The 13961-nt window shown below is 46.1% G+C and carries 14 protein-coding genes; 7 read left to right on the forward strand and 7 right to left on the reverse strand.

Features of this window, described 5'->3' with window-relative positions:
* Positions 1-153: 153 nt before the first annotated feature.
* Both V6D44_RS15615 and rlmD read right to left on the reverse strand, forming a co-directional pair.
* Positions 154-1134: a tRNA dihydrouridine synthase gene (locus tag V6D44_RS15615; RefSeq protein WP_333516749.1), complete on the reverse strand. Its 981-nt coding sequence runs from the start codon at positions 1132-1134 to the stop codon at positions 154-156.
* A 363-nt stretch (positions 1135-1497) separates the two neighbouring features.
* Positions 1498-2898, reverse strand: coding sequence for a 23S rRNA (uracil(1939)-C(5))-methyltransferase RlmD (gene rlmD / locus V6D44_RS15620; RefSeq protein WP_333516704.1), 1401 nt, complete (start codon positions 2896-2898; stop codon positions 1498-1500).
* A gap of 187 nt (positions 2899-3085) precedes the next feature.
* Here rlmD and V6D44_RS15625 point away from each other — a divergent pair, with 187 nt between their 5' ends.
* Together V6D44_RS15625 and V6D44_RS15630 are read left to right on the forward strand one after the other, a co-directional pair.
* The gene (locus tag V6D44_RS15625) at positions 3086-3562 is read left to right on the forward strand and encodes a hypothetical protein (RefSeq protein WP_333516705.1); all 477 of its coding nucleotides are present in this window, start codon (positions 3086-3088) and stop codon (positions 3560-3562) included.
* A gap of 122 nt (positions 3563-3684) precedes the next feature.
* Positions 3685-4083, forward strand: coding sequence for a hypothetical protein (locus V6D44_RS15630; RefSeq protein WP_333516706.1), 399 nt, complete (start codon positions 3685-3687; stop codon positions 4081-4083).
* A gap of 31 nt (positions 4084-4114) precedes the next feature.
* Here V6D44_RS15630 and V6D44_RS15635 read toward each other — a convergent pair whose 3' ends face one another.
* The gene (locus V6D44_RS15635; protein WP_202328283.1) at positions 4115-4978 is read right to left on the reverse strand and encodes a DNA-3-methyladenine glycosylase family protein; all 864 of its coding nucleotides are present in this window, start codon (positions 4976-4978) and stop codon (positions 4115-4117) included.
* Positions 4979-5094: 116 nt separating this feature from the next.
* Between V6D44_RS15635 and corA the strand changes: the two genes are divergently transcribed.
* On the forward strand, positions 5095-6054 hold the full coding sequence (corA, locus tag V6D44_RS15640; protein ID WP_253268944.1) for a magnesium/cobalt transporter CorA: 960 nt from the start codon (positions 5095-5097) through the stop codon (positions 6052-6054).
* A gap of 101 nt (positions 6055-6155) precedes the next feature.
* A complete protein-coding gene (locus tag V6D44_RS15645; protein ID WP_253268943.1) occupies positions 6156-7016 on the forward strand; it encodes an NAD(P)-dependent oxidoreductase in 861 nt (286 codons plus the stop codon).
* A 296-nt stretch (positions 7017-7312) separates the two neighbouring features.
* On the opposite strand, the gene pdaA is transcribed toward V6D44_RS15645, so the two are convergent.
* Together pdaA and V6D44_RS15655 are read right to left on the reverse strand one after the other, a co-directional pair.
* Positions 7313-8104 carry a delta-lactam-biosynthetic de-N-acetylase gene (gene pdaA, locus V6D44_RS15650; protein WP_253268942.1) on the reverse strand — a complete coding sequence of 264 codons (792 nt, stop codon included), beginning with the start codon at positions 8102-8104 and terminating at the stop codon, positions 7313-7315.
* A gap of 101 nt (positions 8105-8205) precedes the next feature.
* Positions 8206-8391 carry an SE1561 family protein gene (locus V6D44_RS15655; protein ID WP_087992562.1) on the reverse strand — a complete coding sequence of 62 codons (186 nt, stop codon included), beginning with the start codon at positions 8389-8391 and terminating at the stop codon, positions 8206-8208.
* 145 nt (positions 8392-8536) lie between these two features.
* Between V6D44_RS15655 and yfkAB the strand changes: the two genes are divergently transcribed.
* Both yfkAB and mscC read left to right on the forward strand, forming a co-directional pair.
* On the forward strand, positions 8537-9658 hold the full coding sequence (yfkAB, locus tag V6D44_RS15660; RefSeq protein ID WP_087992561.1) for a radical SAM/CxCxxxxC motif protein YfkAB: 1122 nt from the start codon (positions 8537-8539) through the stop codon (positions 9656-9658).
* A complete protein-coding gene (mscC, locus tag V6D44_RS15665) occupies positions 9659-10501 on the forward strand; it encodes a mechanosensitive ion channel protein MscC (protein WP_087992560.1) in 843 nt (280 codons plus the stop codon). It abuts the gene before it with no gap.
* A gap of 41 nt (positions 10502-10542) precedes the next feature.
* On the opposite strand, the gene V6D44_RS15670 is transcribed toward mscC, so the two are convergent.
* Both V6D44_RS15670 and cax read right to left on the reverse strand, forming a co-directional pair.
* Positions 10543-11337 carry a YfkD famly protein gene (locus tag V6D44_RS15670; protein ID WP_202328286.1) on the reverse strand — a complete coding sequence of 265 codons (795 nt, stop codon included), beginning with the start codon at positions 11335-11337 and terminating at the stop codon, positions 10543-10545.
* A gap of 70 nt (positions 11338-11407) precedes the next feature.
* Positions 11408-12466, reverse strand: coding sequence for a calcium/proton exchanger (gene cax / locus V6D44_RS15675; RefSeq protein WP_253268941.1), 1059 nt, complete (start codon positions 12464-12466; stop codon positions 11408-11410).
* A 168-nt stretch (positions 12467-12634) separates the two neighbouring features.
* Between cax and V6D44_RS15680 the strand changes: the two genes are divergently transcribed.
* Entirely contained in the window at positions 12635-13810 is a 1176-nt protein-coding gene (locus tag V6D44_RS15680) for an MFS transporter (RefSeq protein WP_087992557.1), read from the forward strand.
* Positions 13811-13961 lie beyond the last annotated feature (151 nt).

The raw sequence follows: 13961 nt of genomic DNA on the forward strand, positions 1-13961 counted from the left end.
TGATTCTTATCATACTTCAACAGCTTCTCGGCAGAATGTCTTCCCGCATATCAAATTTTTCAAATGATGACAATTGGCAGGAATAATCGGGTTCAATACCGCTTCCACCAGTTTAACGTCCCACTTCGCTTTACCCTTGAATTGGGATCTCTGCTATTGCTCCGCCCCATTAAGATACTTTCTCTCAAATTCATCGAGCAATGCACGCACTTCATCTGTTGACTTTGTGTTCATACATTGGTTTCTTAATTCACTTGCCCCGCGGAATCCACGGAGATATATCTTAAAAAAGCGAGGAAGCGGTTTATATGCTCGAGCTTCTGTTTTTGAATATTCATCATGGAGATCCAGATGCAGTCTCAAAAGATCAATCAATTCCTTACTGCTATGCTCTTTCGGCTCTTTTTCAAAAGCAAAAGGATTTGTAAAAATACCGCGTCCAATCATTATCCCGTCAACGCCGTATTGTTCAGCAAGTTTCATGCCAGTTTCACGGTCAGGAATATCTCCATTGATCGTCAAAAGTGTATCTGGTGCCACCTCGTCACGAAGTTTCTTAATTTCCGGAATCAGTTCCCAATGCGCATCTACTTTGCTCATTTCCGCTCTTGTACGCAGATGGATGGAAAGATTCGCAATGTCTTGTTTCAGTACGTGTGTCAGCCAGTCGCGCCATTCGTCCACATCCGTGTAACCAAGCCTTGTCTTCACACTCACAGGCAATCCTCCTGCTTTTGCTGCTTGTATTAATTCTGCCGCAACTTCAGGACGGCAAATAAGGCCGCTTCCCTTTCCATTCCCCGTCACATTAGGTACAGGACAGCCCATATTGATATCTAGACCCTTAAACCCTAATTCCGCCATGCCAATACTCATTTGCCGGAAGTTTTCAGGCTTATCTCCCCATATATGCGCCACCATTGGCTGTTCATCCTCAGTAAAGGTCAAACGGCCTCGCACACTATCCTTTCCATCTGGATGACAATAGCTCTCCGAGTTTGTAAACTCCGTAAAGAACACATCAGGTCTGCCTGCTTCACTCACAACATGGCGAAAAACAACATCAGTCACATCTTCCATTGGTGCCAGTACAAAAAATGGTCGTGGCAATTCACGCCAGAAATTATCTATCATCACACATTCAAATCCTTTCATTATGGATACCAGGCCAAACGTAATGAAGCAAAAATGTTCTTTTACACTTATAGCATGCTGAAGCGCTTCTTATCAAACGATAGTAAATTTTGAACATTTAAACCTTTACCCATAACACATAAATAGCGATAAAGTACACCGATCACAGGGTTAGGCACATGACTCGGGTTTCTGCTCTATGGCTCTGACATTATTCTTATCAATAGCTGGGGGCTTATCACATATTGTTTCTTTGGCCCTAGTTACATAAAAGACAGCAGGGCAACGCTGGCGCATGAAAAAGACCCGGAAATCGGCAGTGTTCATTCGCCGAAATCCAGATCTGATTAGGAATCGTTTCTTTTAATTAGACGATTTTAATACAAGCTTCGCCACGGCTTCCACATGAGCCGTCTGCGGAAACATATCCACAGGCTGAATATATTCTACACGATAGTCTTTTGACAGCGCCTGCAAATCCTTCGCAAGCGTGGATGGATTGCAGGAAACGTAGACGAAGCGTTTCGGTTTGACTTTTTTGATCGTGTCCAGGAACGTGCTGTCACAGCCGGTTCTTGGCGGGTCGACGATGACGACGTCCGGGCGGAAGCCTTCTTTCGTCCATTTCGGGAGCCAGTGCTCGGCTGTTCCTGTTACGTATGTGGCATTTGCCATGCCGTGTTTTTTGGCATTTTTCTTGGCATCGTCAATTGATTCCTTGATGACGTCCATGCCGCGGACTTCCTTCGCTCCGTCCGCCACCCACATGCCGATAGTGCCGACGCCGCAATACGCATCTACGACTTTTTCTTTTCCGGTCAGCTGCGCCGCTTTTTTCACTTCGTCATACAGCTTGACGGTCTGTTCGGGATTGAGCTGGAAGAAAGCGCGGGCGCTCAATTCAAAAGATACATCGCCGAGCACCTCTTGGATCACTGTTTTTCCGGCGAGCGGTTTCGTTTTCTCACCGAAAATCACTGAGGTTTTCTCCCCGTTTACATTCTGAATAATGGATTTGACCTCTGGCAATCGCTTTTGAATGGCTTTGACGATTTCTTCCTTGTGCGGAAGCGTTTCTTTTGCGGTTACAAGTACGACCTGCACTTCGCCTGTTTCAAAGCCGACTCTCGTCACGATCGTGCGAACGTCGCCTTTTCGTTTTCTTTCATTATAAACAGACACATTGAAGTCCTCTAAAATGCGGCGGATGATGCCTGTTGTTTTGTTGGTTGCCGGATGCTGAACGATACAGTCTTTAATCGGAACGATGTCATGAGAATCAAGGCCGTATAAGCCCGCGATGATGCTGCCGCTTTGCGAGCGCCCGATCTGGAATTGGCTTTTGTTGCGGTAATTCCACGGATTGTCCATGCCAATCGTTTCTTTGATTTCCATGTTCTCTACTTTAAACTTCGTATGGCGTTCAAGAGACTGAATGACGATGTCGCGTTTTTCCCGAAGCTGCTGGCTGTATGCAAGGTGCTGGAGCTGACAGCCGCCGCATTGTTCGTACACGGGGCAAGGCGGTGCCACCCGGTGCTCAGACGCTTTGCGGATTTTCTTAATGCGGCCCTCCGAAAACTTAGGCTGGACCTTTGTGGCCTGCACCACAACCTCTTCACCAGGAAGCGCGCCGGGCACGAAGACGACTTTTTTCTTAAAATAGCCGACACCTTCTCCGTTAATGCCGAGACGCTTAATCGTCAGCGGAAAGGTTTGTCCGACCTTCAGTTCGACGGGCGCCTGTTTCTTTTGTTGGTTCACGTTTTTCTCTCCGTTTCTATATGAAGCTTTCTGCGGATGGCAGAAAGTGAAATGTTTTTTCACATCTAACTAGTATAACACGCTTCCCAGTATTCCTTCATATTTTTCAAAAACATTTCCATTTATACTCAATAATCTAGCAAGTCAACCGATACAGTTTATGACTATTACATAAAAGAGGGATAAAATGAAGAAATTTCTAACTGCTGTCTGCGCATTGGGATTATTACTTAGTGCGGCAGGATGCGGAAACAGCAGCAGCTCGAGCTCTGCAAAAACCGAAAAAGCATCAGAAGATGAAAGCAAAAATCTGGATTTGCTGAAAAAGGACTTTAACAGCATCACCAAAGAAGATTGGAAAAAAATCCACATTTCCAAAAAGGATCTGAACGGCGCGTTTGAAAAAATGACTGAAACCAATTCCAATGGAGAAAAAGTGGTTAAAAAAGTGGAAATAAAAAACAATACAGTTGTCATCACTTTTAACAACTCAGACGGAAAATCGATGGAAAACGGTCTCTCTGCAATTTTCTTTGATCAGTTTCTTCGCGATTTGTATAAGCATTCGTCTTATTATGACGGCAGCGAACCGACCATTCGATTTATTGATTTGGACAACCAGCTAATTCAGGAAAGCGATCAGCCGCTGGATACCGACAATTAACCAGATGATTCAAGCCAAGACAACGGAAAAAAATCCTCTCTAAGCCCGGTGAAACATCCACCGAGGACAATGGAGAAATTGTTACATTAGACAAAATTGCTGATGTCCAGAAACAGACAGCAATGAAACCCTTAACGATTACTGTCGACCAAGTCAAATTGCTGTCGCGTACCAATATCAGCCCTTTACAGCTGAAACTCTTTAAAAAAATGACAGATCAAAAAGTGTCTGAGCCGCTTCGATACATTCAAATCACTTATAAAGCCGAGAATACCGGAGACACACAAATGGAGTGGCAAGGTATCGAATCAGTAGAAACAGATGACGGTCAAAAGCTGACAGTTGCAGATAATAATATCCTAAAAGGCAATGAACATCAGATTGCGCCGCATACAGAAAACGAAGGTGTGATAGGAGCGGTATACAGCGGAAAAGCGGAAGATCTTCACCAATTAAAAATCACGTTTTCACCTGTTAAAAGTGCCGATTCAGGCCAAAGCATGACAGTGAAGATTGATTAATCTCAGAGGCTGCCGAAAAGGCAGCCGTTTTTCATTCAATACTTCTCCACAAATACAAAGACGCATAACTTAAATAAGGCTCCCACTCCTTGCTCATCGCCTGCATGACATCCTTTGCCGGTTTGTCGTCCAGCTGAAAATGGCGTTTGAGCGCATTTTGGAGTCCAATATCGGCAAGCGGGAACAAATTTGGGCGCCCAAGCCCGAACATGAGAACGTTTTGCACGGTCCACGGGCCGATGCCTCTGATTTTGACCAGCTTCTTCATGATGTCTTCATCTGTCATCTCCGGCAGCTTCGACAAGTCGAGTGTGCCTTCAGCGATCATCCTTGACGTATCAATGGCGTATTCCGCTTTCCTCATGCTGAATTGCAGATCGCGCAGATCCTGATAATCGAGTTCCGCAATCGTTTCCGGCGTTGGATAGCACCACACGCCGTCCTTCTGTTCGCCAAACGCATGAACAAACCGTTCGGTTAACGTATAAGCGAAGGAGAGGTTGAGCTGCTGGTGGATGATGCATTTCATGATGCAATTGTACACGCTATAGTCCAGTACAAGCGGCGTGCCTGCATGCGCTTCAAAAATGGCGGACAGACTCGTTTTTGAAAAATGATCGAGAACGTGCTGCAGATCATGTTCCCATTGAAAAATCCGCTTGATTTCCTTCATCATCTCTTCCTGATCCGTTTCCCCGCTGACGAGAAACTCAGGCTCATCAGCATGGCCCAACGCCTGTACCTTTACAATGCACACGTCTCCCCCTTGGTTTCTGATCGGCACGCGTATTTCCCGCGCTTCTTTATCTGCCGCATTGAGAGGGTCTAAAGACAGTCTGTCCAACACGCGGTCAAAATGGTACGGAGGCGTGACAGATACGTTTTCCTTCCACATGCAATCCACCCTTTTTCCGTTTTTTGTCCAGTATAACACGCCGCTGGAAATAGGCAGAACACCGTATACTTTTCTCATAAAGGCCGCATGATATAATGGCAGGTGGAGGGTTGTTTATGATCAACATTACCGCAATGACAACAGAGCATCAGCTGCTGAAAAATATACCGATCGAACGAGTGGAACAACCTGATATTGCGTGGTACTGGGTTGATTTATACGGCCCGGAGGATACGGAAACGGCATTATTGAGAGATTTTTTTCATTTTCATCCGCTTGCCATTGAAGATTGCTTCCAGCATATGCAGCGGCCGAAGCTTGACCATTATGACGGCTATCGTTTTTACGTGATTCATGCGCTGAATAAAGAGACGCTGGAGACTGAGGAAGTGGATATCTTTCAAGGCGAAAGATTTGTCGTCACCTTCCATTTACACGAAACGCCCGGGATCGCCAAAGTCCGGGAGCGTTTGTATGCTTCACCGGACCTATTCAAAAAAGGGCCTGGGCATATCTCTTATATGATCATGGATCAGCTTGTTGATGAATATTTTCCACTCGTATACAAAATTGAAGACCGGCTGAACGAAATTGAAGAAAGCCGGCCCCATAAAACATATGGAACACTGATGAATGAGGTGTTTGATCTGAGGACAGATCTATTGCATCTGAGACGGACGGTTATTCCGATGCGTGATTTGCTCTATCGGATTTTAACCCTTGATCATGTGAAAGAGCATCACGAAACGAAAGCCTATTTCAGCGACATATACGATCATTTGTTAAAATTATCTGAGATTGTGGAATCCAACCGTGACATGACGTCCGACTTGCGCGACAGCTATGTGACACTGAATACAAACCGGATGAATGCGATTATGATGACACTGACGATCGTGTCGACCATTTTCATCCCACTGACCTTTATTGCCGGTGTGTACGGGATGAACTTCGACTACATGCCCGAGCTTCATTGGGATTACGGATATTTCGCCGTACTCGGCCTGATGGCTGCGCTTGTGATCGGGATGCTGATATGGTTTGTACATAAAGGATGGTTCAACATATTTAAATGAGGACAGCGTAAAGCTGTTCTTTTTTATATTGGCAAGCCGCTTTTCATGCATATGATGTTCAATTTGTTTATAATGGAAAAAATGTTCAGGGAGTGATCAGTTTGAAAATTGCTGTTATCGGACTCGGCAATATGGGACAGCCCATTGCCCGAAACGTGCTTCAGGAAGGCTATGAATTGACTGTTTATAATCGGACGAAACAAAAGACGAAGGAATTTGTAACAGAAGGTGCACAGGCAGCTGACACGCCGCGACAGGCGGCAGAGTCCGCTGATATTGTCATAACGATGCTTTCAGATGACGATGCTGTCAGCGCCGTGACATTCGGAGAAGACGGGCTGATTGAAGGATTAGCCCAGAACGGCATCCACATTTCAATGAGCACAATCAGTGTCGAGTCCTCTGAAAAGCTCGCAGCGGCTCATGCGGAAAAAGGACAATCCTTCCTCGCCGCTCCAGTACTCGGAAGACCGGATGCGGCCGCCAAAGCCGCGCTCCGCATCATAACAGCCGGGCCGGCGGAAGCGAAGCAAACCGCCAAGCCTCTGCTTGACAGCCTGAGCCAGCAGGTATTTGACGTTGGCGAAGAAAGCAAGACGGCAAACGCGGCCAAAATCAGCATCAATTTCTTGCTCGTGTCTATGCTGGAGGCGTTATCTGAATCATTCTTAATGATGGAGAAGTACGGCTTAGAACAAAAACAATTTTTAGAAATCGCCAGCGCTCTCTTTGGCTCTCCTGTCTATCAAAATTACGGAACCATCATGGCTGAGCAGAAATTTGAGCCTGCCGGTTTCAAAATGTCTTTAGGACTGAAGGATACCAATCTGGCACTTGCCGCCGCTGAACAAGTGTCTGCACACCTCCCTCTTGCCGAGCTGGCCAAGAGCCATTTTGAAAGCGGGATTGAAAAAGGCTTTGGAGATCTGGATTGGGCCGCACTCATTAAATGTATCAAATAAGAAGAAAGCCTCTCCGTTCATGGAGAGGCTTTCAGATTGCAGACAAAGTCCTAAAACGGTTTTCGTTTTAGGACTTTGTCATCTTTTCAGCGTGATTGAAAACCCTTGAAGTCTAGGAAGGGCGAGCATTGGAGCAGACTTTCACAGGATGTGATGACGGCGGTGTTTAGGCAGGACGCCTAAGCATTTAACCGCCGTTCCTTTCATAACACGTGAGCATCAACGCGCAGGACTGACAACGAATGCGAGGGTTTGTCGACACGCTGAGCCTCTCCGTTCATGGAGAGGCTTTCTCGTTACAAGGACGGCAGTTTCATTTCTTTCTCAAACATCAAATCATCAATGCTTTTAAATGTGTAGCCTTGTTTTTTCAGGTCTGTGATCGCATCATCCAGTGCTTCGGCATTGTCCTTCGATACGGTGTGAAGCAGGTAAATGGCTCCTGGGTGCGCCTGCTTGATCATATGATCGTAGGCATATTTCTTCCCCTTTTGGTTTTTGATTTTCCAATCAACAAAAGCGACCGACCAGAAAATGGTTTGATAGCCTAGGCGTTTCGTTTCTTTCAGCACGTATTCACTGAACACGCCGCGCGGCGGGCGCAAATACAGGTTGTCCTGCTTTCCCGTAATTTTATAGACCTCTTCGTTGACTGAATCGAGTTCGTCCTGAATCTGGTCCGCTGTTTTTTTCGTCAGATCCGGATGGTGAAACGAATGGTTGCCGATAATATGCCCTTCATCTGACATGCGCTTAATCAGCTCAGGCTGGTCCTTCACGAAATGCCCGGTGACAAAAAAGGTTCCTGTTACGCGGTGTTTTTTTAAGACATCAAGCACTTTTGGCGTATAGCCATTTTCATAGCCGTTATCAAACGTTAAGTAAATCGTTTTTTCCTTTGTATTGCCTAAATAAAACGCGTCATATTTTTCAATTAAACGGTTCAGCTGCTCCCCGGCATCAGGCGGCTGATGATTGACACTTCGTTTAAAGCCCCAGTTAATCGGGTCATTCGGCACTGCTCTCGCCTGTACTGCTCCCCCGGCAAGCAAGACGGCGGCACAGCATATTGAACACATCCACTTCATGGCCAGCGCTCCTTCTGCATTTTTTTATATTTTACAGAAAGGCGCTTCGTTTTATACTGACGCTTTATGTCAAAATAAAAAACCGCAGCGTGCGCGCGGTTTTATTCCCAGTCTTTTTTAAAGCGTTCGTATTTCGCTTCCAGATCATCAAGCATGCTGATGAGTCTGTCTATATCTTCAACGTCAGTTGCTTCAGGGTCTAATGAATCAACGACGTTCATAAACATGTCGAGTCTGTTCTTTAAATAATCAAGCTGCTGATCCTTATTATTTACGGCGTTTCCCATTCTGTTCCTCCATTCATTTTTTATTATGGTAGCTCATTTTTTGCCGTTTTTCAATCGCTGCGCTACTTGCGATCTTGACAAATCAGGTCTAAAATTAACTGTTGGCAGCATTAGTATGCCCCATTTATAAAGGAGTTAGATAGTCATGACACAAAACACGAAGCTGCATCCCATCACACCCGAGTTTGATCCTTGGGAAGCCTATATGGATGTTGAACAGTATGGAGACATGCAGCTGACAAACGTTGAATTCACAACAACGACACTGTGCAATATGAGATGCGAGCATTGCGCTGTAGGCTATACATTGCAGCCTAAAGACCCGAATGCTCTGCCAATAGACCTTCTGTTAAAACGGCTGGAGGAAATCCCGCGTCTGAGATCCATCAGCATTACAGGCGGAGAGCCGATGCTTTCATTAAAATCAGTAAAGGAATATGTCGTTCCGTTATTAAAATACGCCCATGAACGGGGCGTGCGGACGCAGATCAATTCCAACCTGACCCTTGATATTGATCGATACGAATGGATTATTCCGTATCTTGATGTCCTGCATATTTCGCATAACTGGGGTACAGTTGAAGATTTTGCAGAGATCGGCTTTGCCATGATGGACAGAAAACCGACTTTCGAACAGCGCGCGCGTTATTTTGAAAAAATGATCGAAAACAGCCGCACGCTCGTGGATGCCGGGGTGATGGTTTCTGCGGAAACGATGCTGAACAAACGGACACTTCCGCATATTGAGCATATTCACCGCCAAATCACAGAAGATATGAAATGTCAGCGTCACGAAGTCCATCCGATGTACCCGAGCGATTTCGCAAGCGCTCTTGAATCTCTCAGCCTGAAAGAGATGAGACAGTCCATTCACCGTTTGCTGGACATTCGTGATGAAAATACATGGATGCTGTTCGGGACACTCCCGTTTTATGCCTGCAGTTCGAACGAAGAGGATCAAAAGCTGCTTCACCGGCTTCGCGCCGCGAAAAACGTCACGGTGAGAAACGACCCTGACGGCCGTTCCCGCCTGAATGTGAACATTTTCGACGGAAACATTATCGTAACAGATTTCGGCGATACACCGCCGCTTGGCAATATCCAGACGGACAGCCTCCCTTCCGCCTATGAAAAATGGAGAGAGACAAAGCTTGCCAAAGAGCTGAATTGCCACTGCCCGAATGTCCGATGCCTCGGGCCGAATGTTCTCGTCAAAAACAGTTATTATCAGGATGCAGATTTCACAAAACGTCAAGCCAGGAGTTAGATGCGAATGGAAGAAAAACTTACAGAGATTTTCCAGAATAAAATCGTCGATATTCTTCTCGTTGCTGTCATTCTGTGGATCGGTGTTTTTATCATCAACCGGCTGGTCCAGCTATTTTTTAAACGGACGGACTTCATTGAAGAAAGAAAAGAAAAAACAATTGAAAGCCTTATCCGTTCTGTCACCCAGTACACAGCGACAATCGCTTTTATCTTTTATGTTATGTCTTTATTTGTTCATGATTTCGGCAAAATTTTAGCCGGGGCGGGTGTAGCCGGTATCGTCATCGGTTTTGGCGCCCAATCACTGATTAAAGATGTGCTGGCAGGTGTGTTTTTGATTTATGAACGCCAGCTGCACAAAGGCGATTATGTCACCGTTAACAATTTGTTTAACGGAACTGTTGAGGAAATCGGCCTTCGCTCGCTGCAAATCCGGGAATGGAGCGGGAAGCTGCTCACCATCAGCAACGGCGAAGTCAGGCAGATAGAGAACTATAATATTGATTTTATGCGGATTACCGAATCCTTTGTCATCAGCTTTAAGGAAGATCCGGACCGCGTGTACAGTGTATTAGAAGAGGCATGCGACACGCTGAATGAAGAGCTTCGGGATTCATTGAAGCTGAATGAATTCGGCAATCCGGCAGAACCCTTTCAAATACACGGGATCACCGCATTGAATCATATCAATCGCGGCGTCGAATTTACGGTAAAAGGCATGGTCAAAGATGACGATTATTTCAGCGCCAGCCTTGCAGCCAGAAGGATTCTCGTTCGCCAGCTGTACCAAAACAATGTGCAAATGCTTGAAGAAGCGGTCAGAATCGAGAGAACACAATAAACAAAAAAACTGATTCCGCCTGAATGGAATCAGTTTTTTATTTATCTTGGCTGCGAGGAAAGCTGAAAGCCAAATGTGACATGGTCTTGAACCGGAATCCAAGCACCGATACCCTGTGATGTGACATTTTTCACGACAAGTTTTCGTTTATTCCCTTTCAGCACTAAGTATACTTCTCCGTAAGTCACTTTTCCTTTTTCATTCACAGCCGGCGCATATGCGTTTAGATAACCAAGTTTCTTAGGAGCGACTTTATAAATTTGATCCCGCTTTGTACCCGCTCCGACGACCGTATCAAATGCCAGCGGAAGGTTCGTTTTCTTCATTGCTTTCAGCATCATCATGCTTTTAACATCTTCAGCATTTGGAACCTTAGCTGTCAGGCCGCCCTTCACTTTGTATTGCTGTTCCTGGGCATAGTGCATTTCAGCCGTTTCTTTTCCGCCGCGGTTATCCGCACGGTTTGTATTGATTTTTTTATATTCCCAATTTGCGACTGTTTCGTTTGATTCATAGCCGAGCGCCCATTTCCCGAGAAAGATTGTCGCCCGGTAGCCGACCGCAAGCGGTGTGCCGGATATGTTGGATTCATTCAGCATTTTGATGAGGTGCGGGTTTTCAATCTTCACATCAGAATGATCGAGCAATTCCTTTGCAAGCTTGCTCGGCTGAAGCATCGGCTGATCCTGTGAAGCATTCGGATACGTGTTTTCCTTCGAGATGCTTGCGACAGAGTCAGGAACCTTAAACTGCTTTTTCGCGTGGATGGGCTGAACGCCGAAAAAACTAAAGAATAACAGCACAATAAGTGTGGAATGAAATAGCTTTTTCATCATATCACTCTTTCTATGGCATTTTCCCTTAGTCTTTTCAACCCGCTTTGTTGTTATCCATCATTTTTTCAAGTTAAAGAAGGAAAAAGCCGATCGCCATAATGACATAGGCGGCAAGCAGTGTCGCTCCTTCAAACCAGTTGGAATCGCCGTCATTCGAAATCGCGATCATCAAGAAAACCGATGATACCATCGCAACGAGCTCCGGCAATGTAAACACAAGCGGCATGCTTACCGGGAAAAAGATGGAACAGATCACAAGAACCGGCGCAACAAACATAGCAATCTGCAGCGTCGAACCAACCGCAATTTCAACCGCAACGTCCATTTTATTTTTATAGGCCATGATAATGGCTGATGCGTGCTCCGCGGCATTACCGACTATTGCCACGATGATAACCCCGATAAACAGCTCGCTCCAGCCGAACTGCTCAGCTACCGAGTGGAACGTGTGCACCAGGTTTTCGGATATGTATGCCACAGCAATCGTTGCCGCAAACAAGACAATTGTGGCAATTTTGCCCGACCATTCCGGCTCTTCCTCTTCCACGTGCTGGGTGGAATTGTTCTTCGGCTGATAAACACCGCGGTGTGTGACAAGTTTAAAGTAAAGAGCCGCCACATATAACAGCATCAAAATGATGCTGATGCCTATGCTTAAATTGAGCTTGCCCACGTTACCCATACCAACGGAAAATACCTCCGGAATCACAAAAGCGACAATAATGGCAAAAATCAAAAGACCGGAGTTATGGCGCGCATCATGGATATTAAACTCCTGCCGCTTATATTTTAAACCGCCGACAAAAAACGATAGCCCCGCCACCAGCAGCAAATTCCCCAGCACTGAACCGGTTAAAGAGGCAAGCACGATTCCGGTCAGGCCCTCCTTTAGTGCAAATAAAGAGATGATTAACTCAACCGCGTTCCCAAAGGTGGCGTTCAACAAACCGCCGATCCGCGGGCCTGCGATGATGGACAATGATTCTGTCGCCCTTCCCATATAGCTTGCAAGCGCGATAATCGTTACGCAATACAAGGCAAAGAGAATGACAGAAGGCCAATGCATCAAACTGCCGATCACAGAAAGCGGAACACCCGCCGCCACTAAAATAAAAAAAATACGATTCATGGTGAATTGGCTCCTTTTATATGACTTGTTTTATTTTTATTCTTCACAAAAATCATCATGCTTACACGAGGTCGCATGTTCACATGTGATATAGGCTTTTTTCAGGTTGCCCGCTTTTGGAAAACATTGTACGATCAACATAGATTCCACATAAGGAGAACAGACAAAATGTCACGATTTCATTTCTTTATCCTTGTCTTGCTCGTTTCCATTTCTGGGTTTTCGCAAGGCATGCTGCTGCCTGTTATCTCGATCATCTTTGAAACAAATGGTGAATCGGCCGCTATCAACGGCCTGCACGCGACGGGACTGTACATCGGCGTGCTTTTGGCTTCTCCGTTTATGGAAGCGCCGCTTAGAAAGCTCGGATTTAAGCCGCTGATCGTCATTGGCGGAAGCATTGTCATTTTAAGCTTATTTGGATTTATTTGGCTTCAGTCGGTTTGGATCTGGTTCCTGCTTCGCCTGTTTATCGGAATCGGCGACCACATGCTTCACTTTTCTACGCAAACGTGGGTGACTTCCATGTCATCAAAACAAAATCGTGGAAGAAACCTGTCTGTTTACGGGCTTTCCTTCGGCCTTGGCTTTGCCGCGGGTCCGTTCATGGTTCCGCTTGTCAAGCTGAACCCGGCGCTGCCTTTTATCGTGTCCGGCTGCTTCAGCCTGTTTGCGTGGCTTTTTGTTTTCTTTCTACAAAACGCATACCCGCAAACCAGTCCTCACGAAACCAAATCAGACAATAGTTTCAGACGGTTTTATCAAGCGATACTGTTTGGATGGGTTGCCTTTATGCCCACATTCGGTTATGGCTTTCTCGAGACGGCGCTAAACGGAAGCTTTCCGGTGTACGCGCTCCGGCTGGGGATCTCTGTGGACGCAGTGGCGCTGATCCTGCCCGCATTTGCGATCGGAAGCATTATTTTTCAGTTTCCACTCGGCATCCTCAGCGATACATACGGGCGGCGGAATGTCCTGCTTGTGATTTTGCTGACAGGGGCGCTTTGCTTTTTGATCGCCGGCGTATTCCCTTTACCTTACGTGATCGGATGCTGCTTTTTTATGGCGGGAATGGCAGTCGGCTCAACCTTTACACTTGGCATCAGCTATATGACGGATCTTCTTCCGCCCCACCTGCTGCCGGCGGGGAACCTGCTTTGCGGCATTACATTCAGCCTCGGCAGCATCCTCGGCCCGATTGCCGGCGGCTGGTATATGCAGACATTTGATAGCGCAAACTTGTTTTATTTTATTACCCTCACGCTTAGCGGTGTCTGGCTTGCTCTTGTGCTGGGCAAACCGAAAAGCTGGTCGCCAGCCGAAACCTATTCTTCATCTTCTTAAACCAAAAAGCCTCCTGACATGGTGTCAGGAGGCTTTTATACTAATGATAGCCGTTTTGCCCGTTGGCGCTTCCGCTTGTTTTATGGCTCGGTTTGCTTTTCGAATTTTGTTTATTATGGCTTCCGCCTTTTTGCTTACTCATCACGTTGGC

Source organism: Bacillus sp. 0209A (assembly GCF_036765095.1).
In the GTDB taxonomy this organism is placed as follows: domain Bacteria; phylum Bacillota; class Bacilli; order Bacillales; family Bacillaceae; genus Bacillus; species Bacillus subtilis_G.